Origin of the sequence: Hungatella sp. SL.1.14 (assembly GCF_024460495.1) — a bacterium.
In the GTDB taxonomy this organism is placed as follows: Bacteria; Bacillota; Clostridia; order Lachnospirales; family Lachnospiraceae; genus Hungatella; species Hungatella hathewayi.
Genome location: NZ_JANFYJ010000009.1, coordinates 69,878 through 95,532, shown reverse-complemented (window position 1 = coordinate 95,532; position 25,655 = coordinate 69,878). Strand labels below are relative to the sequence as shown.

At 48.4% G+C, this 25,655-nt stretch carries 22 protein-coding genes; 19 read left to right on the top strand and 3 right to left on the bottom strand.

Going from position 1 to position 25,655, the window contains the following annotated elements:
* Positions 1-260: 260 nt before the first annotated feature.
* From rpsL to NE473_RS11680, 7 genes are all read left to right on the top strand, one after another.
* A complete protein-coding gene (rpsL, locus tag NE473_RS11710) occupies positions 261-680 on the top strand; it encodes a 30S ribosomal protein S12 (RefSeq protein WP_002604732.1) in 420 nt (139 codons plus the stop codon).
* Between the two features lie 188 nt (positions 681-868).
* On the top strand, positions 869-1,339 hold the full coding sequence (rpsG, locus tag NE473_RS11705) for a 30S ribosomal protein S7 (RefSeq protein WP_006771912.1): 471 nt from the start codon (positions 869-871) through the stop codon (positions 1,337-1,339).
* A 15-nt stretch (positions 1,340-1,354) separates the two neighbouring features.
* Positions 1,355-3,475 carry an elongation factor G gene (gene fusA / locus NE473_RS11700; protein ID WP_055650429.1) on the top strand — a complete coding sequence of 707 codons (2,121 nt, stop codon included), beginning with the start codon at positions 1,355-1,357 and terminating at the stop codon, positions 3,473-3,475.
* Positions 3,476-3,663: 188 nt separating this feature from the next.
* Positions 3,664-4,857 (top strand): elongation factor Tu, encoded by a 1,194-nt coding sequence (gene tuf, locus NE473_RS11695; protein WP_055650430.1) that lies wholly within the window; start codon positions 3,664-3,666, stop codon positions 4,855-4,857.
* A 177-nt stretch (positions 4,858-5,034) separates the two neighbouring features.
* A complete protein-coding gene (locus NE473_RS11690) occupies positions 5,035-5,841 on the top strand; it encodes a M55 family metallopeptidase (protein ID WP_055650431.1) in 807 nt (268 codons plus the stop codon).
* A 124-nt stretch (positions 5,842-5,965) separates the two neighbouring features.
* Complete coding sequence (locus tag NE473_RS11685; RefSeq protein WP_055650432.1) at positions 5,966-7,672, top strand: DUF5722 domain-containing protein; 1,707 nt, start codon at positions 5,966-5,968, stop codon at positions 7,670-7,672.
* Positions 7,673-7,873: 201 nt separating this feature from the next.
* Positions 7,874-8,419, top strand: coding sequence for a GNAT family N-acetyltransferase (locus tag NE473_RS11680; protein WP_242866149.1), 546 nt, complete (start codon positions 7,874-7,876; stop codon positions 8,417-8,419).
* Positions 8,420-8,473: 54 nt separating this feature from the next.
* Here the strand turns inward: NE473_RS11680 and NE473_RS11675 are convergent, their stop codons facing one another.
* From NE473_RS11675 to NE473_RS11665, 3 genes are all read right to left on the bottom strand, one after another.
* A complete protein-coding gene (locus NE473_RS11675; protein WP_055650433.1) occupies positions 8,474-9,796 on the bottom strand; it encodes a S8 family peptidase in 1,323 nt (440 codons plus the stop codon).
* A gap of 149 nt (positions 9,797-9,945) precedes the next feature.
* Positions 9,946-10,584, bottom strand: coding sequence for an SGNH/GDSL hydrolase family protein (locus NE473_RS11670; RefSeq protein WP_172682267.1), 639 nt, complete (start codon positions 10,582-10,584; stop codon positions 9,946-9,948).
* 74 nt (positions 10,585-10,658) lie between these two features.
* The gene (locus NE473_RS11665; RefSeq protein ID WP_055650435.1) at positions 10,659-11,576 is read right to left on the bottom strand and encodes a dihydrodipicolinate synthase family protein; all 918 of its coding nucleotides are present in this window, start codon (positions 11,574-11,576) and stop codon (positions 10,659-10,661) included.
* Between the two features lie 199 nt (positions 11,577-11,775).
* On the opposite strand from NE473_RS11665, the gene NE473_RS11660 reads away from it, so the two are divergent.
* The 12 genes from NE473_RS11660 to NE473_RS11605 all read left to right on the top strand — a co-directional run bounded on the left by NE473_RS11660 (position 11,776) and on the right by NE473_RS11605 (position 25,618).
* On the top strand, positions 11,776-12,459 hold the full coding sequence (locus NE473_RS11660) for an N-acetylmannosamine-6-phosphate 2-epimerase (RefSeq protein ID WP_055650436.1): 684 nt from the start codon (positions 11,776-11,778) through the stop codon (positions 12,457-12,459).
* Positions 12,460-12,536: 77 nt separating this feature from the next.
* Positions 12,537-13,430 (top strand): ROK family protein, encoded by an 894-nt coding sequence (locus NE473_RS11655; RefSeq protein ID WP_022031097.1) that lies wholly within the window; start codon positions 12,537-12,539, stop codon positions 13,428-13,430.
* A 240-nt stretch (positions 13,431-13,670) separates the two neighbouring features.
* On the top strand, positions 13,671-15,377 hold the full coding sequence (locus tag NE473_RS11650) for an ABC transporter substrate-binding protein (RefSeq protein WP_055650437.1): 1,707 nt from the start codon (positions 13,671-13,673) through the stop codon (positions 15,375-15,377).
* Positions 15,378-15,467: 90 nt separating this feature from the next.
* The gene (locus NE473_RS11645; protein WP_006771898.1) at positions 15,468-16,430 is read left to right on the top strand and encodes an ABC transporter permease; all 963 of its coding nucleotides are present in this window, start codon (positions 15,468-15,470) and stop codon (positions 16,428-16,430) included.
* A 12-nt stretch (positions 16,431-16,442) separates the two neighbouring features.
* A complete protein-coding gene (locus NE473_RS11640) occupies positions 16,443-17,372 on the top strand; it encodes an ABC transporter permease (protein ID WP_006771897.1) in 930 nt (309 codons plus the stop codon).
* Positions 17,373-17,382: 10 nt separating this feature from the next.
* Positions 17,383-18,402, top strand: coding sequence for an ABC transporter ATP-binding protein (locus tag NE473_RS11635; RefSeq protein WP_006771896.1), 1,020 nt, complete (start codon positions 17,383-17,385; stop codon positions 18,400-18,402).
* Positions 18,392-19,444 (top strand): ABC transporter ATP-binding protein, encoded by a 1,053-nt coding sequence (locus NE473_RS11630; protein WP_055650471.1) that lies wholly within the window; start codon positions 18,392-18,394, stop codon positions 19,442-19,444. The genes NE473_RS11635 and NE473_RS11630 overlap by 11 nt, the downstream gene beginning before the upstream one ends.
* Positions 19,416-21,044 (top strand): FAD-binding protein, encoded by a 1,629-nt coding sequence (locus NE473_RS11625; protein ID WP_055650438.1) that lies wholly within the window; start codon positions 19,416-19,418, stop codon positions 21,042-21,044. The genes NE473_RS11630 and NE473_RS11625 overlap by 29 nt, the downstream gene beginning before the upstream one ends.
* Positions 21,045-21,299: 255 nt before the next feature.
* Positions 21,300-22,154, top strand: a complete 855-nt coding sequence (locus tag NE473_RS11620) for a MurR/RpiR family transcriptional regulator (RefSeq protein ID WP_055650439.1) — start codon at positions 21,300-21,302, stop codon at positions 22,152-22,154.
* 177 nt (positions 22,155-22,331) lie between these two features.
* A complete protein-coding gene (locus tag NE473_RS11615; RefSeq protein ID WP_006771890.1) occupies positions 22,332-23,666 on the top strand; it encodes an ABC transporter substrate-binding protein in 1,335 nt (444 codons plus the stop codon).
* Between the two features lie 96 nt (positions 23,667-23,762).
* Positions 23,763-24,719, top strand: a complete 957-nt coding sequence (locus NE473_RS11610; protein ID WP_006771889.1) for a carbohydrate ABC transporter permease — start codon at positions 23,763-23,765, stop codon at positions 24,717-24,719.
* 14 nt (positions 24,720-24,733) lie between these two features.
* A complete protein-coding gene (locus NE473_RS11605; protein WP_006771888.1) occupies positions 24,734-25,618 on the top strand; it encodes a carbohydrate ABC transporter permease in 885 nt (294 codons plus the stop codon).
* Positions 25,619-25,655: the final 37 nt, after the last annotated feature.

Sequence of the window (25,655 nt, the reverse complement as noted above, 5' to 3'; positions counted from 1 at the left end):
GCAAAGTCCGGGCCGGATGTGCCTCTTTTTATTTTGTTTTCACTTTCTAACCCCGGCAGAGTCGGTTTTCCGGCAGGGAGAGTGTGGAATGCTGAGATCAGTGGTAAAACGATTTTTGAATGTTTAAAAAATTTTCCTTGACAGAAAAAAGCAAAGTGTATATAATTATTAGGCGTGCACAAACGCGTCATGTTTTTGTGCGCGCAACCAGGCTGAACGAAATACAGCAACCACAGACAATATCACAGGAGGTGAAAAGAATGCCAACATTTAACCAGTTAGTTAGAAAGGGAAGACAGACATCCGTAAAGAAATCCACAGCTCCGGCTCTGCAGAAGGGTTACAACTCCTTACAGAAGAGAGCTACTGATGTTTCCGCTCCTCAGAAGAGAGGTGTCTGCACAGCAGTTAAGACTGCCACACCTAAGAAGCCTAACTCAGCACTCAGAAAGATCGCCAGAGTACGTCTTTCTAACGGTATCGAAGTAACAAGCTACATTCCAGGTGAGGGTCATAACTTACAGGAGCATAGCGTTGTTTTAATCCGTGGCGGAAGAGTAAAGGACTTACCAGGTACCAGATATCATATCGTCAGAGGTACACTGGATACTGCCGGCGTAGCCAACAGAAAGCAGGCTCGTTCCAAATACGGTGCTAAGAGACCGAAAGACAAAAAATAATAATTAGAACCACATGATTGAATTTCTAGTGCCGGACTTTAGATATTGAACCTGTAGGTTGCAGGATTATATATAAGAGAACCGAGCGCGAACGCAACTTCAATGTTTGTGAGTACCTAAGATCTAATGAAGAGCTGTGGAACCTGCACAAAGCAGGCTCTGGCGGCGATATTAAGGAGGGAAGTAACGTGCCACGTAAAGGACATACTCAGAAGAGAGACGTATTAGCAGACCCGCTTTACAATAACAAGGTTGTTACCAAGTTAATCAACAACATCATGTTAGATGGTAAAAAGGGCGTTGCTCAGAAGATTGTATACGGCGCATTCGGCCGAGTAGAAGAAAAGACAGGCAAACCTGCCGTTGAAGTATTCGAAGAAGCGATGAACAACATCATGCCTGTACTGGAAGTAAAGGCAAAACGTATCGGTGGTGCCACCTATCAGGTGCCGATCGAAGTTAAGGCTGAGAGAAGACAGGCTTTAGCACTCAGATGGATCACTCTGTACTCCCGTAAGAGAGGCGAGAAGACCCAGGAAGAAAGACTGGCTAATGAGATTATGGATGCTGCCAACAACACTGGTGCTTCTGTAAAGAAGAAAGAAGACATGCACAAGATGGCAGAGGCAAACAAGGCATTTGCTCATTACAGATTCTAATAGGAGGAAAAAGCTTTGGCTGGAAGAGAATATCCATTGGAAAGAACCAGAAATATTGGTATTATGGCCCATATCGATGCTGGTAAAACAACATTGACAGAGCGTATCCTCTATTATACTGGTGTAAACTATAAAATCGGTGATACTCATGAGGGTACTGCTACCATGGACTGGATGGAGCAGGAGCAGGAAAGAGGTATCACAATCACTTCAGCTGCTACAACCTGCCACTGGACTCTGCAGGAACACTGCAAGGTGAAACCAGGCGCTTTAGAGCATCGTATCAATATTATCGATACTCCAGGCCACGTTGACTTTACAGTAGAGGTTGAGCGTTCCCTTCGTGTACTGGATGGCGCCGTAGGCGTGTTCTGTGCAAAGGGTGGAGTTGAGCCGCAGTCTGAGAACGTATGGCGTCAGGCGGATACCTACAATGTACCGCGTATGGCATTCATCAACAAGATGGATATCATGGGTGCGAACTTCTACGGTGCCGTTGATCAGATCAGAACCAGACTTGGCAAAAACGCAATCTGTCTTCAGCTGCCGATCGGCGCAGAAGATGAATTTAAAGGTATTATCGATCTGTTCGAGATGCAGGCATATATCTACAATGACGAGAAGGGTGAGGATATTTCCATCGTTGAGATCCCTGAGGATATGCAAGTCGATGCCGAGCTTTATCATACCGAATTAGTAGAGAAAATCTGCGAGCTTGATGATGATCTGATGATGCAGTATTTGGAAGGGGAAGAGCCTTCTGTAGAGGAACTGAAGAAAGCACTGAGAAAAGCGACATGTGAATGTACAGCGATTCCGGTATGCTGCGGTACTGCTTACAGAAACAAAGGTGTTCAGAAGCTTCTTGATGCAATCGTAGAATTTATGCCTGCTCCGACCGATATCCCGTCCATCAAGGGTGTGGATATGGATGGCAATGAAATCGAGAGACATTCTTCCGATGACGAGCCGTTCTCAGCACTGGCATTTAAGATTATGACAGACCCGTTTGTGGGTAAGTTAGCATTCTTCCGTGTATACTCCGGAAGTATGAATTCCGGTTCTTACGTTCTCAATGCCACGAAGGGCAAGAAAGAGCGTGTTGGACGTATCCTTCAGATGCATGCCAACAAGAGACAGGAGTTAGATAAGGTTTATGCAGGAGATATTGCTGCTGCTGTAGGTTTCAAGACCACAACAACTGGCGATACTATCTGTGACGACCAGCATCCGGTTATCCTGGAATCCATGGAATTCCCGGAGCCTGTTATCGATATCGCAATCGAGCCAAAGACCAAAGCTGGTCAGGGCAAGATGGGCGAGGCGCTTGCAAAGCTTGCAGAAGAGGACCCGACCTTCAGAGCGAAGACAAACCAGGAGACCGGTCAGGTTATTATTTCCGGTATGGGCGAGCTTCATCTGGAGATCATTGTAGACCGTCTGCTGCGTGAGTTCAACGTAGAAGCTAACGTAGGTGCTCCTCAGGTTGCTTACAAGGAGACATTTACAAAGGCTGTTGACGTAGACAGCAAGTATGCGAAGCAGTCCGGTGGACGTGGACAGTACGGACACTGTAAGGTTCACTTTGAGCCGATGGATGCCAACGCAGAAGAACTGTTTAAGTTTGATTCCTCCGTTGTCGGCGGTGCTATTCCGAAGGAATATATCCCGGCAGTCGGTGAAGGTATTGAGGAAGCTTCCAAGTGCGGTATTCTTGGCGGATTCCCTGTACTGGGTGTTCATGCAACCGTATATGACGGTTCCTACCATGAGGTAGACTCCAGTGAAATGGCATTCCACATCGCCGGTTCCATGGCGTTCAAGGATGCGATGCACAAAGCAGGAGCTATCTTACTTGAGCCGATCATGAAGGTTGAAGTAACCATGCCGGAAGAATACATGGGTGATGTTATCGGTGATATCAACTCCCGTCGTGGACGTATCGAAGGTATGGATGACTTAGGCGGCGGTAAGATTGTCAGAGCATTCGTTCCGCTGGCAGAGATGTTTGGCTACTCCACAGATTTACGTTCCAAAACACAGGGACGTGGTAACTACTCTATGTTCTTCGAGAAGTATGAGCCAGTACCAAAATCTGTACAGGAGAAGGTGCTTGCTGAGAAAAACGGTAAATAATCCGTTGATCCCCAAAAGGACTTCAGCAGGCCGGAAAATCCGGGTACTAAATGGACTCCGAGCGGCTTAAAACCGCCCGGAATCCATCAAATAGGCTTGAAAATAGTGCATAAATAGCATATAATAAAAGACAGCCTAACATAAAAATGAAAGCTCAAAAGAGCACAAATTAAGGAGGACGTTATAAAATGGGCAAAGCTAAATTTGAAAGAACCAAACCGCATTGTAACATCGGTACCATTGGTCACGTTGACCATGGTAAAACAACTTTAACAGCTGCTATCACAAAGACTCTTCATGAGAGATTAGGTACTGGTGAGGCTGTTGCTTTCGAGAACATCGATAAGGCTCCGGAAGAGAGAGAGCGTGGTATCACAATCTCTACTGCTCACGTTGAGTACGAGACAGAGAAGAGACACTATGCACACGTTGACTGCCCAGGCCATGCTGACTATGTAAAGAACATGATCACTGGTGCTGCTCAGATGGACGGCGCTATCCTTGTTGTTGCTGCTACCGATGGTGTTATGGCTCAGACAAGAGAGCACATCCTGCTTTCCCGTCAGGTAGGCGTTCCTTATATCGTAGTATTCATGAATAAGTGCGATATGGTTGACGATGCCGAGTTACTTGAATTAGTAGACATGGAAATCCGTGAACTCTTAAACGAGTATGAATTCCCGGGCGATGATACACCAATCATCCAGGGTTCTGCATTAAAGGCTCTTGAAGATCCGACCAGTGAGTGGGGCGACAAGATTCTTGAATTAATGAACGCTGTAGACGAGTGGGTTCCAGATCCGGTTCGTGAAACAGACAAGCCATTCTTAATGCCAGTAGAGGACGTATTCTCTATCACAGGCCGTGGTACTGTTGCTACAGGTAGAGTAGAGCGTGGTACATTACACGTATCTGATGAAGTTGAAATCGTTGGTATCCATGAAGAGACCCGTAAGGTTGTTGTTACAGGTATCGAGATGTTCCGTAAGCTGTTAGACGAGGCTCAGGCTGGTGATAACATCGGTGCATTACTTCGTGGTGTTCAGAGAACTGAAATCGAAAGAGGACAGTGTCTTGTTAAACCAGGTTCTGTAAAGTGCCACAAGAAATTTACAGCTCAGGTTTACGTTTTAACAAAAGATGAAGGTGGACGTCATACTCCTTTCTTCAACAACTACAGACCTCAGTTCTACTTCAGAACAACTGACGTAACTGGCGTATGTGATCTTCCAGAAGGCGTAGAGATGTGTATGCCTGGCGATAACGTAGAGATGACTGTAGAGTTAATCCACCCAGTAGCTATGGAGCAGGGTCTTCGTTTCGCTATCCGTGAAGGCGGCAGAACCGTTGGATCAGGAAAGGTTGCTACAATTATTGAATAATGCGTAAGCAATGAGCAGTGCAAAAATAAATGCGGAAACACCCGGAGGAGAGCTCGCTCTTCGCCGGGTGTTTTTGCATTTATTTTTATAGGGCGAAAGCCCGGATCTTCTTGTCCGCCGACTTTGCGGACAAGAAGATGCACTGCGGACTGGCGGGAGGCCAAAGGAGGAATACCCATGAAACTATTTATCAGTGCCGACATCGAAGGCTGTGCCGGTCTAAGCTTTACCGAAGAAACACACAAAAATGAAGCTGTATATCAAAGATACGCCGAAGAAATGACAAGAGAAGTCGTGTTAGTATGTGAGGCGGCCCATGCCGCCGGAGCAGACACCATTGTAGTAAAAGACGGCCACGGAGATGCCTCCAATATAAACCCTCTTGCGATGCCGGAGTACGTTACGCTGATCCGAGGAAAGAGTGGTCATCCATACAACATGATGTTCGGACTTGACGAAACCTTTGACGGAGTCTTTTTCCTTGGATACCATGCGGCCGCCGGCAGTCCGGAATTTGCAGTCAGCCATACGTCTACGGGAAACAGCCAGTACATCCGTCTAAACGGCCGTTACATGAGTGAATTTATGCTAAACACCTACACGGCTTATTCACTGGGAATTCCCGTTTTGTTTCTGTCCGGCGACGAAGCTGTGTGCCGGGATGCCAGAGAACTGGCACCACATATCGCTGCTGCCGGAATAAAACACGGCACAGGCGGCGCTACGTTCTGTGTCCCGCAGTCCGTAGTGGACAGGCGTCTCCGGGAAGCGGCCGGAACCGCTGTGGAAAACTTAAAGGGATCCCTAATACCGGCAGTCGCACTTCCTGACGAATTTATTTATGAAGTAACGTACAAAGACTGGAAAAAGGCTTATCAGATGTCCTTTTACCCGGGCACGGAGCGTGTGGACCGTTTTACGAACCGCCTGAAAACCGAACACTGGATGGAGATTGTCACAGCACACAGCTTCGTCGTTTACTAGAGCATGTCTGTACCAATATTGTAAGTAAATTTAGAATTCCGTAATAAAAACGTTATTGCAAATGGCAGGGCAATTGGGTATCATGGTAGGGTACATATAGTCAGACATCACGGAGGGAACAGGAATGGATAGTAAGTTGATACGAAAAGGAGCGGCAGGCATACTGATTACAGTGCTCTTGTGTTTTACCGGTGTGTTTGCTTCATTTGCCAGTACGGAGGAAACTGCGGACGCAGCGGAAGCTGAGACACAGGGGCCAAAGGTGGAGTCGTCAATCACCTCCTGCCTGATCAATCCCGATAAGAAGAGTGTGACGGTAAAGGTCACCAGCAGCGGAGACATGACCGGTACGGATGGAGTTCTCTATCTGGTGGAGCAGAAGCCGTATCAGAAGGATTTAGAGGGACGCCTCGATTATGCGGGAGCTGCGGCGTTCGGAACAGAAGTTACCTATCAGTTTCCGCTTAACAAGGGAACTGCGGATGACCGGTTATACAGCCGGTTCGTGGCAGCGGTCTGGGATGGAACAAAATATATCGAAGTCAGCGAGCCGCATTATATAACAAATCCCGAGGCGGTAGCGTCCAACACGGCTGAATTTAATGATCCGCTGACGAAAAAAGGGCTTAATATCGAACTTAATATGCTTGCGGATGCGTTTGAACTGGGTGTCAAGCACGTAGGTACCAACATTGCGTTCCATCAGATTCTGGGACAGGGAATTGATTACCAGTACGATGGGAAGACGTATCACTTTGATAAGCGTGTCATCGAGGATTACGACAGGACCATAAGCGCACTTTCCGGGAAAGGCATGACGGTTACGGCTATTATTTTAAATGGCTGGAATGATGCTACACCGGACCTGATCTATCCCGGTACCAAAAAGTCCTCCAATGCATTTTATTATCTGTTTAATGCAGCGACAGAGGCCGGTTTCGAGCAGACAAAGGCGATTGCCTCCTTCCTTGCAGAGCGCTATGATGGTTCCAATCCGGATCAGGGCAAGATATCCAACTGGATTATCGGCAATGAGATCAATAACCAACAGTGGAACTATACCGGCGCATGGGATTTGAACAGCTACGTTCAGGCGTATCAGGATGCGTTCCGCGTGTTCTATACGGCAATCAAGAGCGTCAGCGCCAATGACAGGGTGTATTTCTCTCTGGATTACAACTGGAACAATGAGATTGACAATAAGTTAAAGTATGGCGGAAAGAATATTGTAGATACGTTTAATTCCATCGCGGCGGTTCAGGGCCAGATGGACTGGGGACTGTCTTACCATCCATATCCGGCGCCGATGACAGAACCGGAGTTCTGGGATGATGCTCAGACCGGATGGATTACCAGTGATTTTAATTCCCCTGTCATCAACTTTGCCAACTTAAATGTTTTGACGGATTACATGGCACAGTCTGCATTCCGCTCACCGACCGGAGATGTACGCCATATTATCCTTACGGAAGAAGGCTTTACGGCCAAGAGTCCGACAAGAGGAGACATTCCACAGATTCAGGCGGCAGCATTTGCCTATTCTTATTATCTGGTGGACAGTAATCCCTACATTGACGCTTATATTTTAAGCCGTCAGGTAGATGCACCGCTGGAGGTGCGGAGCGGGCTGGCTTTCGGCCTGTGGGAATGCGATATGAATAAGGGTGATACCATTGTGGCCACAAGACGCCGTAAGATATGGCAGGTATTCCGGGATATTGACAAGAAAAAATATACGCTGGAAGCCACAGATTTTGCAAAACCAATTGTAGGCATTAACAAATGGTCCGATATCATTCCGAATTTCAGATGGAGAGCCATGGAACAGTAGAGAACGGGCGGGAGGAGTCTGAAACTTCACCGGAGACGTGGATCTCCTGTGACAGCCGGACTCCATGCCCTTTATCGAAAATGAACGTGATTGTATGACACAAAACGTATGTGTCGGCCGGTCACGTTTATTTTTATAGTAAGACCGGAGGCCTGACTGGATAGTTCAGGAAATGGCCTGATGAAATGGGGGAAACCGAATATGATAGAAGAGAGAACAGGGAAGAAGAGAGAGATGCAGGGAAAGAATGGAAAGAAAAATAGCCAGAAAAGGGATGATCCGTATAATCTTGTCATACTGGAAAAAAGAAGCAGTGAACTGATTGCCTGTCTGACCGGAATCTGGCGGCGCTCTGTAAAGGAGACCCATCTTTTTCTCAATGATCAGGAGATCAGAAAAATAGAAGCGTATGTTCCGGAGGCGCTTCTTGAGGTTCCTGTACTGATCATTGCTGTCAATGCAGAGAATGAGCCGGCCGCCTTTATGGGGGCGGATGGCGGGCGGCTTGAAATGCTGTTTATAGAACCGGAGGAACGGGGAAAGGGGCTGGGCGGTCGGCTTCTTGCCTATGGGATTGAGAAGCTTGGAATACGGGAACTGTGTGTAAATGAACAAAACCCGCAGGCGAAAGGCTTCTATGAACATATGGGGTTTACCTGTTACAAAAGGACGGATACGGATGAACAGGGAAATCCTTATCCGCTGCTGTATATGCATCTGAGTGAGAGAAAGGATGTACCTGTTTAATCTTCGACAGGTACGTCCTTTTAACGGCTCCCAGGAGCCTGATCCAATCCTCTGTTACTGCTGATAACTGAGTGCGGCATACGCATCAAGTATTCCGCCGCTTACCATCTTTCCGCTTAACTGGTCTGATTTCCGGCTGGAATTCAGCAGAATATTTTTCACATCCTGAAGAGAAAGCTCGGGGCGGTAAGAATAGAGCATCGCGGCGACTCCGGTTACCATGGGGGCCGCCATGGAGGTGCCGCTCATGAAACCGTAATCATTGCCGGGCAGCGTGCTGACGATATAGGTTCCGGGAGCTGCAATATCCACGCTGGCGGCGCCATAATTGGAGTCACGGCTTAAGTTCCCGTCAAACAGTAAGTTGGCAACGGAAATGACGTTGTCAAATGGAAACGATGCGGGATAAACGGGATAGAGATCGGTGTCATATCCCTTCCCGGCGAAACCGCCGTTGCCGCAGGCGACGATGAACAGCATCTTTGAATTCTGCATGGTCTGGGCCAGCGCTTCGTTATAAGAGGAGGTTCCCATACTCAGGTTGCAGATGGAGGCGCCATTGGCTTCCGCATAGTGGATCGCCTCGATTACGGAGTCCGGGGAACCGGTTCCGTCACTGCCGCCCAAGGCCTTCAGCGACATGATCTTTACGTAACTGTTATCCGTGATGCCGGCGATTCCATAGGAGCCCCGGACCGCAGCGATGGTACCGGCGGCGTGAGTGCCGTGGCTGTCTTCCTCTCCAACAAATATCTGGCTGTTGCCGGAATAAAAGTTCCAGCCGTGAATATCATCCACGTAACCGTTTCCGTCATTGTCGATTCCGTCACCGGGGATTTCACCGGGGTTCGTCCACATGGCATTGGAGAATTCCTGATGATTATAATCGATCCCTGTGTCAATGATGGCAACGACGACGGAACGCTTATGTTCGGACTGGTCATAGAGGTCCCAGGCGGGACGAATGTTAATATCGACGCCGGTAACTGCATCGGTAACCGTCGACTCAAAGTCTCCGGGGCCCAGCCCGGGAAGACCGAAACCGCCTTTGCCGCGGGAGTAAATATTGTCAGCGGCCTGAAATTTCGCTTTTATCTCAACGAGCTGAAATTCACCGTCATTTTTAAGTCCCCACTGATAGGTGGAAAACTGATCTGCCGGGGATAAGTTTACAACTCCCGGACCCAGCGCAAAGGCCTGCAGGGGCTGGCCGCTCTGGCTGATGGACAGCATATCTTCCTGTGCCGTCTTCCCGGAAGCCGTCACATCACTGGCCGAACCGGACATGGAACCGGAAGCTGGAATCCATGGGTTCACGGCATATGCGGTGATAGCAAGGGCGAAAGAAAGACTGACTGCACACATTCTTTTCTTCATTCTGATGATTCTCCTTATGCCAGGGCCTGTTTGAAAATTCATTCCCGCACAGCTGAGCGGAAGCTGCGTTCAAACACACCCCGGGAACATTTTTCTTTAGTATACCATAATCCCCAGGCAAAGGAGTGGAAAAATATGTGAAAATTCCCTTAATATTTTCTCACCAGACTGGCCAGAGCCGAGGCCAGCGCCTCATGCCCTTCTTTTGTCAAGTGCATATAATCGATTTTATTGTTTTCTTTCACGACAGTGTTGGCGTCAAAGAAGTGACAGCCCATAAGCTCTGCGATCTTTTTGTATTCACTGGAAAGACCTTCCGATTTTTCTGCACAGCCATGTCCCATGGTGGCGCCTACAGCCGTAGTTTCATACTCTTTCTCGATATTTTTTGGAACCACCACCAGAATATTGGGCCGTTTATCACGCCAGCAGTCTGTCGTAGAGATGGCCTTTGCAATCAGACGTTTGAGGCCCAGCGCAATACAGGCGGCAGATGCGCCGAATCGTTCCTTGGTATCGTTGGTTCCCAGCATGATGATCAGTAAATCTACGGGTTCATGGCTCATAAGGCATGGATAAATATAATCCAGCCCGGAAAGCCCCTCGTGGATCGGATCGTCAAAGCAGGTGGTGCGGCCGGATAATCCTTCCTCGAATACGAGATAATCGTCTCCCAGCTTCTTTTCAAGAAGCCGCGGCCAGCGCTCATTCTCGTTAAAACGGCCGTCATCTGCGGCACAGTAACCGTGGGTATTGGAATCTCCATAGCATACAATGTGTTTTTTCATGATATCCTCCTAAAATAAAAGAGAGGATGCAGCCTGCAAGCAGGTACATCCTCTCAGACTGTTTTTTAAGTCTTTTATAAATCTTTTGTATCCTCAACTGCTTTTCTGATATCCCGGTAGAGTTCCACCAGCTTCGGGTCATCCAGGGCAACCGGAAGGAATGGAAGTCTGGGATCGCCCATCGGGCAGCCGTCGAGGGAGATGATGCCTTTTACTGCACCATGCATGGACGGGAAGGAACAGAGACGGTAAATGAGCGGGGTAACGAGATTCTGAACCTCTCTGGCCTTTTCCCATTCGCCGCGGTTAACCAGTTCATCCATCTTTAAGTATAATTCCGGCATGGCTCCGTATGTACCTCCGATCCCGGCGTCGGCTCCCATCAGACGTCCGGCGATGAACTGCTCGTCCGGTCCGTTAAATACGATGAAATCCCTGCCTCCGGCCAGCTTAAAGCGCAGGATATCCTGTGCCGGATCGGAGGAACATTTCACTCCGGCCACACGCTCGTTCTCCAGCATGCGTCCGAACAGCCCCATGGACAGATTGAATCCGGTCAGCTGCGGGATGTTATAAATGAAGAAAGGAAGATCGGCAGCCTCGGTAATTTTTGTCCAGTGCTGGTATACACTTTCCTCGCTCATGTGGTAATATACACAGGGAACTGCAGAAGTAGCGTCGGCGCCTGCAGCCTCTGCATGCTTTGCGAGTTCGGCGGAATGTCTCGTATCAGGACAGCCTACATGGACGATGATATTCATGCGTCCTGCCGCTTCCTTTACAACAGTTTCCGTCACAGCCTTTCTTTCTTCCGAATCGAGAAGGAAGCCTTCGCCGGTACTGCCGCAGACATACATCTGCTTGATACCCTTGCTGCAGAAATAGTTAACAACGGCTTTAGTCGCTTCCAAATCAACATCACCATTCTTATTAAAAGGTGTGTTGAGGGCAACAGTAACGTGTTTGAATTTGTTGATGTCATACTTTGACATAATACATACCTGCCTTTTCAATTATTATAATAATTCAACAGTATCTGTGTGTATCATATCATCATTACTGGCAGAAATCAATAAAAATAAAAACTTTTTTTTATTTAATGTTTGTATTGAAAATATTTTTTATACGTGCTATGATTAAAACAGTTAAAAATCCCAAAATCAGTAAAAAATATAAGAGGGGGTATCTAATATGGATTATTCAGTACTGGAACGAATCAGAGGTGGTCTGATCGTATCCTGTCAGGCATTAGAGGAGGAACCGCTGCACAGCTCCTACATTATGTCCAGAATGGCATATGCGGCGAAAGAGGGCGGCGCAGTTGGCATCAGGGCCAACACCGTGGCAGATATTGTGGAAATTAAAAAGACAGTGGATCTTCCGGTAATTGGAATTATTAAAAAAGTTTATGGAGACTGTGACGTCTATATTACGCCTACCATGAAAGAGGTGGACGCACTTGTCGAGTGTGGAGTGGATATTATTGCGACAGACTGTACCGACCGTATCAGGCCGGATGGGAAGACTCTGGACGAGTTCTTCGCGGAAGTACGCGCCAAATACCCGGATCAGCTCTTTATGGCGGACTGTTCCTGTTATGAGGAAGGCCTTCATGCCGCACAGATCGGACTCGATCTGGTCGGAACGACGATGAACGGCTACACGGAGTATACGAAGGGAGCAGTTCTCCCTGATTTTGATCTGATGAAGCGTCTTGTCGAGACCTGCGGCAAGCCGGTGATCGCGGAGGGCGGGATCTGGACACCGGAGCAGTTAAAGGCGGCTCTCGACACCGGAGTACTGGCTGCAGTCGTAGGTACCGCAATCACGAGGCCGAGAGATATTACAAGACATTTTGTAGCGGCAATACAGTAAAGAATAGGTGTGTAAGACGGACAAAGAGGCCAGAAAAGTTAGTTTCTTTGTCCTTTTTCTATCAGGAGGAGATTGTTATGAGGATTGCGGCACTGGATATCGGAGGAACCTCCATCAAGTCTGGAATCTGGAATGGACAGGACATGGTGGGAGTGAAGGAGCATGCCACCAATGCAAAAAATGGGGGACGGTATGTAATGGAGCGCGCAGTGGAGATACTCCGTCAGTACGATGATTTTGAAGCCATTGGAATCAGCACCGCCGGACAGGTAAATTCCGCAGAAGGATGCATCCGTTATGCAAATGAAAACATTCCCGGATATACCGGGATGAAGGTTCGGGAGATTATGGAGAGAGAGTTCCATGTGCCTGCCGCTGTGGAGAATGATGTTAACGCGGCAGCCATCGGAGAAGGCCAGTTCGGAGCGGGAAGGGCATTTAAAGATTTTCTCTGCATCACCTATGGAACCGGAGTTGGCGGAGCGATTGTCATGAATAAGCAGATCTATACCGGAAACGATGGCTCGGCGGGAGAATTCGGCGGGATTATGATTCATCCTGAGGACAGTGTGTATGGAGAACCTTTCTGCGGATGTTACGAAAAATATGCGTCGACTACAGCGCTGGTGAGGAAGGCCATGGCTTACAACCGGGATCTGGACAATGGGAGAAAGATATTTGCCAGACTGGATGATCCGAAAGTGAGAGACATTGTGAACAGCTGGATCGATGAGATTGTGTATGGACTGATTACCGTTATCCATATTTTCAATCCGGCCTGCATCGTTTTAGGCGGCGGCGTCATGGCACAGCCTTATATTTTAAATGAGGTGAAGCAGAAGGCGGCAGCCAGGATTATGAGCAGCTTCCGCAATGCAGAGCTGTGTCAGGCACAGCTTGGCAACCGTGCCGGCCTGATGGGGGCGGCTTATCTGGCAGGCATTCGATTGGATCAGGAGGCACAGGTGTAATTGTTTTATTAATGAACACAATAAAATAAAAATGTATACAATATTACAAGTGCCTGCAAGGGTTATTTGTAAATCGGATAAAAAATACATAAATCATAAAAAGGAAAAAATTTTTTTCTATTCAATGTTGACAAAATAAATTTTCAGTAATATAATGAGTTTATCAACAACGAGGGCGTGACGGATGAAGGACCAATGATCCATTACGCCTTTTTATTTCGAAAAAGGAGGAAGTATTGCATGAAATTGAAAAAAATCTTTTCTTTGGGACTGGCAGCAGCAATGACAGCATCTTTACTGGCAGGGTGTGGATCCGGTAACCCGGCGAGTTCGACCACAGCTGCCGCTACGGGGGGACAGGCAGAGACGACAGCCGCACCGGCAGAGCCGGCAGCAGCAGGGGACTCTGGTGTTCTTTACAGCAACGGCGGTCCTACGGAGTTCTTTGAGACACCGTGGCTGAATCCCGGCACCTATATGTACAACAAGACTCTCTATGCACATCTGATTTTTGCTGATGAGAACCTGGCGCCTGTAAGCGGCGAGGGCGATTTGGCCAAGTCCTATGAGATGTCGGACGACGGAATGACGCTGGCCTTTGAACTGAGAGATAATATTTTCTGGCATGACGGCGAAGCGATTACTGCCGACGATATTCAGTGGAGTATCGAGTATGCACTGAAAACAACGGTATTAAACTCCGTATTCCGTTCCACCTTTGAAGCGTTAAAGGGTGCGGCGGCTTATGAAGACGGAAGTGCCGAACACATCGAAGGAATTGCCGTTGACGGAAACAAGATTACGCTGACCTTTGAGAAGGTTGCACCGGACGCACTGCTGACATTTACGCAGTTTGCTCCTCTGCCTAAGAAATATCTGGCCGATACGGATCCGATTTCCTTACAGCAGGCCAAGTACTTCCAGAGCCCCATCGGTTCCGGCCCATTCATGGTGGATGAGGTTCAGATGAACAACTACACCACGTTAAAGCCGTTTGACAAGTACTACGGCGGAACGGCAAACTTCACCATCCACTTAAATCCGAGTGCAGGCGACAGCGACGCGAACTTCGTAACGAATGCGAAGGCAGGCAAGCTGGATTACGCTTATACGAAGAACATCGCCGATGTCAAGGCACTGGAAGGAACACCGGGACTGACCATCGACACCGTAAACGTACGTTATACCCGTCTTCTGTATTTAAACAAGTTTGATAAAAAGGATGGGAAAAAAGCTCCTCTGGCCGATGAGAGAGTGCGCCAGGCCATCGCTTACGCACTGGACATGAAGTCGATCTTAGACGGCGTTTTCGAGGGGGCTGCACTTCCTGCAAACAGCCTGACACCAGACGGAGCAGACAAGGTGGACGGACTGAACAATTACGATTACAATCCGGAAAAAGCAAAGGAACTGTTAAAGGAAGCAAACTGGGATCCGAATACAGAGCTTGATGTCGTTTATTACTATACAGATCAGATGACACAGGATCTTATGGCGATCATTCAGCAGTACCTTGCAGAAGTAGGCATTAAGATGAACGCAAGACTGGTGGAAGGCGATCTGGCCACCATCCTCTGGAAAGCTCCGGAAGATCCGGTTAACGGACCGAGTGCAGTTGACTGGGATATGTGCTATGCAGCCAATGCGGCATTATCCTTACATGAGTACTACGACAGATACCAGACCGGTTATTCCATCAACTCCCATACACCGAGTGATCCGAAGCTGGACGAGCTCATCGCGGCTACCAATTCTTCTGTAGATGCTGAAGTTCAGAGAAAGGCATTCTTCGAATTACAGAAGTATGAGAATGAAACATTATTCGAACTTCCGCTTTACTATCAGCCAATCTTCCTGCTGCAGAGCGATAAGATTGTAAAAGGTGCGAAACTTGGCAACCCGCAGTTTAACTACAACTGGGATATTCAGAACTGGGAAATCAAGTAACATATACATTGAATGGTCACATTCAGGAGGTGCTGTTAAGGGATTGTATGTATCAGGTACAGTCCCTTAACTTTTAAGAAAGGTGATAAAATGGCTAAATACACAATTAAAAAAATTCTTGGTATGATTCCCATGCTGTTGATCATTACGTTTATTATCTACTGGCTTCTGGATTTAACACCGGGCGATCCCGTGTCGTACCTGATGGATCCGGAGGCGCTTGCGAGGCTGACTGCCGAGCAGGTGGCGGCGCTGCGCGCGCAGTATGGACTGGATGATCCATTTTTTATCCGTTATTTTAAATGGCTGGGCCGCCTGCTGACCGGCGACTTCGGCTACAGTTCTTCCAGCGGAGTGCCTGTAATCCAGATCATGGCGGAACGGCTTCCGGCAACCCTCGAGCTGGCGGTAGCGGCACTTTGTATCTCAACCGTATTAGGAAGTATTCTCGGTGTTCTGGGCGCGGTCTACAAAGGAACCATCGGCGACAACGTTCTGACCGTAGCCGGTATGATCGGCGTTTCTATTCCTCAGTTCTTCTTCGGTGTCTGTGCAATCTTAATTTTCGCATTAAACTTAGGCTGGCTTCCGGTTGGAGGACGAACCGATCCGACCGTGGTCAATTTTGCAGGGCGAATCAAGTATCTCGTGATGCCGGCCCTGGTTCTGGGAATCTCCATGACTGCCGGCGTTATGCGGTATGCCAGAAGCAGCATGCTGGATACCATGAACAAGGATTACATAAAAACGGCCCGGAGCAAGGGGCTCTCTGAATTCCGGGTCAATTTGGTACACGGTTTCCGCGTATCCTTAACACCTGTTATCGTCCTGGTGGGCTTCCGTCTTCCGACTCTGATCGCAGGTTCCGTAGTTATCGAGACCGTATTCCAGTGGCCTGGAATCGGAAGTGCATTCAATACGGCGGTTCGTTCGCAGAACTATAATCTGGTCATGATGCTGGCGCTGTTATTCGTCTTCATGACACTGTTTGCCAGTACGCTGGTGGACATCCTGACTGCCGCTTTAGACCCGCGTATTAAGCTGGAACGATAGGAGGGACGGAAGATGAGTATAAAATCAAAACAGTTACATTTAAACCGAAAGTTTGACCAGATCCGGCAGATGGAGGAAGCCGGGGAGCTGAAGAACAGGAAATCCGGCAACCGGGCGCTGCGAAAGCTATTGAACAACCGTCTCGCCATTGTGGGAGGCGTGATATTTCTGATAATCCTTCTGGCCTGTATCTTTGCTCCGCTTTTAACCGGCTATTCGCCGAAGGCTGTGGATATGAAATCCATTTTAAAGCCGCCGTCCGGCGAGCACTGGTTTGGAACGGACAAGATCGGCCGGGATGTATTTGCACGTGTCTTATACGGCGGCCGCATGTCCATCGCGATCGGATTCGGAAGCGCCCTGGGCTGTGCGTTCATCGGCGTTCTGCTGGGATGCTACAGCGGCTACCGCGGCGGCTGGTTCGACAGGCTGATGGTCCGTATCTCCGAAGTGTTCATGTCTATTCCGCAGCTGATTCTCGTTATGATGCTGGTAGCAATTATGGGACAGAGCGCGAAAAATATTGTGATTATCTTTATCATCTGCGGCTGGGGCTCCTGTTTCCGAATGGCCAGATCACAGGTTTTATCCATCCGGGAGGAGGAATACGTACAGTCCTTAAAGGTGTTCGGACTCAATCCGTTTATCATTTGTTATAAGCATATACTGCCGAACGCCTTAAGCCCGATTATTGTCAATGTTACACTGAGTACAGCCATGTTTATCCTGGAAGAGGCTTCGTTAAGCTTCTTAGGCCTGGGCGTACCGCTGGAAGTCCCGACCTGGGGCAATATATTGAACGCGGCTCAGGATATGTTTACCCTTCAGAATAACTGGTGGATGTGGCTCCCAACCGGTATTGTGGTTTCCTTATTCGTCATGAGCATCAACTTCATGGGCGACGGCATCAGAGATACCACAGATCCGACACAGCAGGGCTAGGAGGCAGGATATGAGCGATAATGTAGTAATTTCTGTTAAAAATTTAAAGACGTATTTCTATACGAATGAGCGCTGCAACCGGGCGATCAATGGTGTTTCCATGGACATTAAAAGCGGCAAGACACTCTGCATTGTAGGAGAGTCCGGCTGCGGCAAGAGTGTGACGGCTACTTCCATCATGCAGCTGCTTCCCAAGCTTTCCAGGATTGAGGAAGGGGAAATTATCTATCACAGCGGGGATAAGCGGGGAGATATTAAGATCCATGAACTGGAGAGAAATGGAAAAGAAATGAGAGATATCCGCGGAAAGGATATCGCCATGATCTTCCAGGATCCCATGACTGCGCTGAACCCGGTCTATACGATCGGCTGGCAGATTGAAGAGATGATCCGTTCCCACAACAAGAATGTGACGAAGAAGGAGGCCAGGGAAACCGCCTTAAAGCTTCTGACCGACATGGGAATTCCGAATCCCCAGAAGAGAATCGACCAGTACCCTCACGAATTCTCAGGCGGTATGCGGCAGCGCGCCATGATTGCCATGGCCATGAGCTGCAATCCGAAGGTTCTGATTGCCGACGAGCCTACCACAGCTCTCGACGTGACCATTCAGGCTCAGATTTTCGAGCTGATGGATCACTTAAAGAAGAACTACAACACGGCGATTATGCTGATTACCCATGATATGGGCGTGGTCTGTGAACTGGCCGACGATGTGGCCGTCATGTATATGGGCAACATCATTGAAAGCGGCTCTGCGGAGGAAGTGCTGGATCATCCGACCCATCCGTATACGAGGGCGTTATTAAAGTCCATCCCGGTTCTGGGAAGAGGCGCGGCTCAGGACATCAACCCGATTAAGGGTTCCACGCCGGATCCATACAACAGGCCGGCCGGATGCCAGTTCGCGCCGCGGTGCGACTATGCCTGTCCGGAATGCGATAAATGCATGCCGGAGGAGGTACAGCTTGGCGGAACTCACATGGTACGATGCGCACGGTATCAGGAGGTGACAAATGATGGCAGATAAGAGTAAAGAAAAGAATAAAGAAGCGCTGCTTACAATTAAAGGATTAAAAACGTATTTTCCCGTGAAAGGCGGCTTTATGGGAAAGACCCAGAACTACGTCCAGGCCGTTAATGACATAGACTTAACGATTTACAAAGGGGAGACCCTGGGCCTGGTGGGCGAGTCCGGATGCGGAAAGACGACGCTGGGAAAAACAATCCTTCAGCTCTACAAGCCGACGGAGGGGGAGATGATCTATGAATTTGAGAATGGCCCCCGCAATCTGGAGAAGTTAACCAGCTCAGAGATGGATGAGGCCAGAAAAAAGATTCAGATTGTATTTCAGGATCCCCAGTCCTCCTTAAATCCCTCCTTCACAATCTATCAGTCCCTGTCCGATCCTCTGAAGAAATTCGGAGTCAGGACGAAAGAGGAGAGACGAAAGATCATCGGCGATCTTCTGGAGGCTGTAAATATGAGACGGGAATATATGGACCGCTTTCCTCATGAATTTTCAGGCGGACAGAGACAGCGAATCGGGATCGCCAGGGCACTGTGCATCAATCCGGAGCTGGTAATCTGCGACGAGGCGGTCAGTGCGCTGGATGTGTCGATCCAGGCTCAGGTATTAAACCTGTTAAAGAAACTGAAGGAAGAGCGTAATCTGACCTATATCTTTATCACGCATGATTTGAGCGTGGTGGAGTATATCAGCGACAGAATTGCAGTGATGTATCTCGGAAGAATTGTAGAGCTGGCCGATGCGGATGAACTGTACCGCAATACGATCCATCCCTATACCCAGGCTCTTCTGTCTGCGATTCCGGTAGCGGATATCCATCATAAGAAAAAGAGGATAATTCTGGAGGGGGATGTACCTTCTCCGATGAATCCGCCATCGGGCTGCCATTTCCATGGAAGGTGCAGCCAGTGCCAGGAAATCTGTAAGAACCAGAGACCGGAACTTAAGAAGTATGAGATTGACGGGCGTGAGCATTACGTCGCCTGCCATTTTGCAGAGGAAAATATGAAACATGCGGCTGAAAAACGAAATAACATGTGATGTGCTTGTCATGGGGGCCGGGATCGCGGGCATTATGGCTGCGATTTCAGCCGCCGAAGCGGGGGCGGATGTCTGTATTGCAAGCGGTACATGCATCTGCTCCGGTTCCAGCTTTTATCCGGGGACATGGGGGCTGGGGCTTGTCGGGCCCGAGAGTGAAGCGGACGAAGAAGACTTGGAATCCGTGATTTTAAAAGTCGGTGAAGGCATGGCGGATCCGGAGCTGGTCTCTGTCCTGGTCAGCCATATCCACAGGGGCACAGAGCGGTTAAAAGCATTTGGAATCCAGCTGAAGGAAGCTGAACAGAAAGGGGAGAAAGAATTCATCCCCTGTTTTGATTATAAAAACAGAGACTGGCACGGGATCGTGAAAGACAGTGCACGGAAGGTTTTCCAGACGCGTTTGGAGAAGCTGGGAGTCAGAAGCTTTCCGGGTACCCGGATTTTGCAGTTTATTATGACGGAAGGACGGGTGACCGGCGCGGTGGCGATTGCGGAAAAGAATGGTCTCACTGCGTTCTCCTGTAAAAGTCTGGTGGTAGCTTCCGGAGGTCTGGGAGGACTATTTCAGTACCGGCTGAATACGGATGACGTGACCGGCCTCGGTCAGTATCTGGCCCTCCGGTCCGGGGCAAAGCTGGTAAATATCGAATTTATGCAGATGATGCCAGGATATCTGTCGCCGGCGCCGAAGACGATCTACAATGAAAAGGTATTCAAGTACAGTAATTTCTGCCGTCAGGATACGGGGCGGTCTGTCTTTGAGGACTGGCGGAAAGAAGACTTAGAAGAGCGGATGAACGTCCGCTCCACCCATGGTCCTTTTACGTCCAGACTTTCATCTGCACCGGTAGACATCAGACTGTTCACGGAATTTTTAAGGAATCCAAAGGGCGTTACGGTGACATACCAGGATTCTTTAAAGCAGAATCAGCCGGAATTTGTCAGAACCTATTTTGAATGGCTGAAAGAGGAGAAGCATTTGACGATCGACGATCCCATTCAGCTGGGGATATTTGCCCACGCTTCCAACGGGGGAATTAAGATCGGACCAGATGGAAGCACAGGGGTTCCCGGTCTGTATGCCTGCGGGGAGGCGACGGGCGGAATGCATGGTGCGGACCGGCTGGGCGGTTTATCGACAGCCAATGGCCTGGTGTTCGGAGAGATTGCGGGAAAATCCGCAGCCGCCTTTAGCGGCATCAGCAGACCGGGGCCGGAATGGTCAGACGTATCGCTTTCGGTTATACCGGATGCCGGTACCTGTCTGAAGCAGATTCAGGAAATGAATTTCGAGTGCGCCATGGTGATTCGCAATGGCGCGCGGGCGGAACTTGCCTTAAATAAGCTGGAACGGCTGAAAGTATTTTGCAGGCGTGAAGCAAAGGAATTCAGAGAAGGGGATGACGTGGCGGGACTTGATGTGTCCTGCCGCCTGACGGCGGCTCTGTATCTGTCGGAGTGCCTGATGAAAGCGGTTCTGCTGCGAAAGGAAAGCCGTGGTTCGCATTACCGCTGGGATTACCCGGAGAAAAAAGAAAAATTTTCCAAACGAATTTTATCAGTATGGGATGATGGGGTGAAAACCGGCTGGGAATAATTTGTCAGTTGAAAAGAAAATTTTAAATTATATAATAAAAAAACTTTTTTTTATTAATTGACAAACGACTGTTCTCTGGTATATGCTATTAGCAGAGGCGGCGTAGGCGCGACGGAAACGGCATGATGCGGTGCCGTTTCCGCCGCGCTTTTTTGTAATAGCAATCCGTTTTTATTACACAAAGATTATGGCAGTCCATGCGGTAAATACGACTGACTATACTCATGCCGGTGGAAACATAAAGGGGGATCAAACATGCAGGGAGACTTTTTAACAAAAATCAGGGCAGAGTACAACCAATTTACAAAAGCAGAGAAAAAGGTAGCCGATTATATTCTGCAGAATCCGAGAGAGGTACTGTTTATGTCAATCACGGATCTGGCAGAGGTATGTGAGGTTGGCGATACGAGTGTATTCCGCTTTTGCAAGACAATGAATTTGAAAGGATATCAGGAGTTTAAGATGATGCTGTCCTTAAGCCTTCACGATGGAAAGCCGGGGCTTGGGCAGCTGGATGGTGACATCAGCCAGGAGGACAGCTTCCCGGAGATGGCTCAAAAGGTGCTGAACACGAATGTAAACGCGCTGAAAGAGACATTTTCGCTTCTGAACGAGGACAACTTTGATAAGGTAATCAGATATCTTCATGATGCGGAACGGATCTGTTTCTATGGAGTGGGCGCCAGTATGCTTACGGCCATGAAGGCGGCCAACAAGTTTCTGCGCATTGAACCGAAGGTGTACTGCGTTCAGGATTCTCATATGCAGGCCATGGTGGCATCCATGATGAAAGAGAATGAGGTGGCGGTGGTATTTTCCTATTCCGGAGCCACAAAGGATACGATCCATGTGGCGGAACTGGCCAAGCGTGCAGGCGCGACGGTAATCTGCGTGACCAGATTCGTCAAATCGCCTCTGACTTCTTTTTCTGATGTCACGCTGCTGTGCGGGGCCAACGAAGGACCCCTTCAGGGAGGTTCCACATCGGCGGAGATCAGCCAGTTGTTTTTGATTGATCTAATGTATACAGAATACTACAGGCGATACTTCGAAAAATGCAGTAAAAATAACGAAAAGACTTCTTCTTCGGTCATTGAAAAACTCTACTAACTAAAGATTATTCCTAAAAAAAATAAAAAAAGAAAAATTTTTTTATTTCAGATTGACAAAAAGAAAATTCCGATATATAATAAATTCATAAACGAGAAAGGCGCAAAATTGATAAAAGTATACAGATTGACCAAATGCCTTTGGCGTTAATTTGACTTATTATAAGGAGGAGTAGTAATGAAGAAAATTTTATCTCTTGGTTTGGCAACGGCTATGGTAGTTGGTACTCTGGCAGGATGCGGCGGGAATAAACCGGCAGAGACAGCGGCAGCTCCAGAGACGACGACAGCAGCGGCAACAGATGCAGCGAAGGCACCGGAGACAACTGCAGAGGGTGAAACCACGAATATCGTATGGTGGGCATTCCCGACATTTGGCGTGGATACCGGATATGAGCAGGAAGTCGTTGACGCATTTACTGCGAAGAATCCTGACATTAACGTCAAGGTAGAGTATATCGACTTTACATCCGGCCCGGATAAGCTGACGGCAGCTCTGACTTCCGGTACAGCACCTGATATTCTTTTCGATGCGCCAGGCCGTATCATCGAGTTTGGAGAAGCCGGCTATCTGGTTCCTCTGGATGACATGTTAGACGAACTGAAGAGTGATTTAACCAGCCAGTCTCTGGTTGAGACCTGCGTAGGTGCAGACGGAACTGCCTGGATGTATCCGATTTCTTCTTCTCCATTCTATATGGGGCTGAACAAAGAGGCTCTGGAAAAGGCGGATGCACTCCAGTATGTAAACCTGGAAGGCGACCGTACATGGACGACCGAGAATTTCGTAAAGATGTGTGAAGCGCTTCGTGATGCAGCTCCCACACAGGTTCCGGGTATTGTATACTGCGGAGGACAGGGCGGCGATCAGGGTACCCGTGCTCTGGTAAATAATTTATACGGAGCTTCCATTGTTGGCGATGACGGCAAGTGGAATATCAGCGAAAACGGTGTAAAGGCCCTCACTCTGTTAAAGAGCATGTATGACAGCAAGGCTCTCGACGCAGGCTTTGATATGGCAGCGGCTGACGAACTTCAGAAGTTCCAGCAGGAGACTGCAGCGATGACATTCTGCTTTGGTACTTCCAGTGAGATTACCTATGCATCGGATGACTTTACGCAGCTTTCCGTTCCGTTCCCGTCTGAGAACGGCAAACCTTCCTTAGAGTATCTGGTAAACGGTTTTGCTATCTTTGATAATAAAGATGAGGCTCGCGCTGAGGCATCGAAAAAATTTGTGAAATTTATCTGTGATGATCCTGAATGGGGTCCGAAGAGTGTTGTTAAGACCAATGCATTCCCGGTACGTACTTCCTTCGGCGATCTGTATCCTGGAGATGAGCATAAAGCAATGCTGGCTTCCTGGAGCCAGTACTATGGCCCATATTACAACACACGTGCAGGATTTGCAGCAATGCGTCCGCTGTGGTTCAACATGCTTCAGCAGGTATTCAACGGTACCGATCCGCAGGCTGCTGCTGATGAGTTCAATACGAGTGCAAACAGCAATTAATAAATAACTGATTATGAACGGCAACATATACATGGCTTCCTTCTTCTGCAGAGCGCAGAGGGAGGAAGCCAATCTTTAGGGAGGAAGTGTAAACACATGGCAAATACAACTGTTTCCACACAAAAACCCGGGCATTCAAAAAAGAAAAAAGAAAAGATGCCTGCACGCAGCAAAGTGCTCCAGCGAAGAGAGACGTTCGTTTCTTACATGTTTCTGCTGCCGGCGCTGATCTTCTTTGTAGGGTTCGTTATTTTTCCGATGGCGTCGGGCGTGATCACCAGTTTTACCAATGCCAGTTTTCAGGATCCTAAGGGGACTGCCGTAGGATTTGCCAACTATATCCGGCTTTTTCAGGATAAGATTTTCTTAAAATCGGCGGTCAATACCGTGATTATCGTGGTCGTATCGGTTCCTGTCGTAACCGCATTCTCTCTGTGGGTTGGAACAGCCATTTATAAGATGCGCTCCGGTATCCGCTCCTTCTTCCGCTGTGTTTTCTATCTGCCGGTTGTTACCGGTTCCGTAGCGGTTGTTGTTGTATGGAAATGGATGTTTGATAAGTATGACGGCCTTTTTAACTATATCATCAGGAGCTTTGGCGGGCAGCCGCTTCCATGGACCTCCGGTGAGTCCATGGCCCTCTGGTGTATTATTCTGATTCTGTTTACGACCTCCATCGGCCAGCCAATCGTTCTTTACGTGGCGGCGTTAGGCAATGTGGACGCCTCCATGGAGGAAGCCGCCAAGGTGGATGGAGCCAATAATTTCCAGGTGTTCTGGAACATCAAGTGGCCGTCTATCATGCCGACGACGCTGTATGTGGCGGTAATTACCACCATCAACAGTTTCCAGTGTTTCGCGCTGATCCAGCTTCTGACCTCCGGCGGCCCGAATTACAGCACCAGTACGGTAATGTACCTGCTGTATGAGATTGCATTTAAGACCACCAAGGAGTTTGGATATGCCAATGCCATGGGTGTGGTTCTGGCGATTGTAATTGCTCTGTTCAGTGCCCTGCAGTTTAAGGTCATGAACGGCGGCACATCGGAATAGGAGGAGCGAAAGATATGGAAAATAAAAAGAAAACAATCAGTCCGTATTATATTGTTTCACTCATCCTGCTGGCAGTTCTCGCAGTTTTCTTCCTCTTTCCGCTGTACTGGATTATTACCGGTTCCGTAAAAGAGAAAAGCGATATTATTATCAAGTCCGGCGAAATGGTAAAGTGGTTCCCCACAACAATTACATGGGATAACTATAACCGGCTGTTCAAGAGTGGAACGAAACTGTTCGGCATTGGTATGCCGATGGCAATCCGATGGCTGTTTAACAGCGTGTTTATCTCCGTTGTGGCGATGGGGCTTACCTGTATCACCTCTTCTCTGGCGGGATATGCACTGGCAAAGAAACGTTTCTGGGGTAAGAGTGTGATCTTCGGACTGTTCGTATGCGCTATGGCGCTTCCGAAACAGGTTATTCTGATTCCTTTGATGAGACAGATGTCCGCGATGGGATTTTTAAAATCCGTATGGGGCTCCATGTTTGCGGTAATCTTCCCGGTAGTAGGCTGGCCGTTCGGCGTATTTATGATGAAGCAGTTCTCTGAGAATATTCCGACGTCCCTTCTGGAGGCATGCCGGATTGACGGAGCGGGAGAACTGACCACCTTCGTGAATGTGGCATTTCCAATCATCAAACCGGGATTTGGTGCGCTGGCTATCTTTACATTCATTAACTCCTGGAATGAATATCCGCTGCAGCTGGTTATGCTGACTCAGAATGAATCAAAGACGATTGCTTTAGGTATTGCCAGTAAGCTGAGTGAGATGTCCAACGACTTTGGACTGATCATGGCCGGTGCGGCCCTGGCATCTGTCCCGATCATCATAGTATTCCTCTGTTTCCAGAGATACTTTACGCAGGGAATTACGATGGGTGCGGTAAAGGGTTAAGAGCACGAAAACGGAAGGCTGCGCATCTCCATATAAT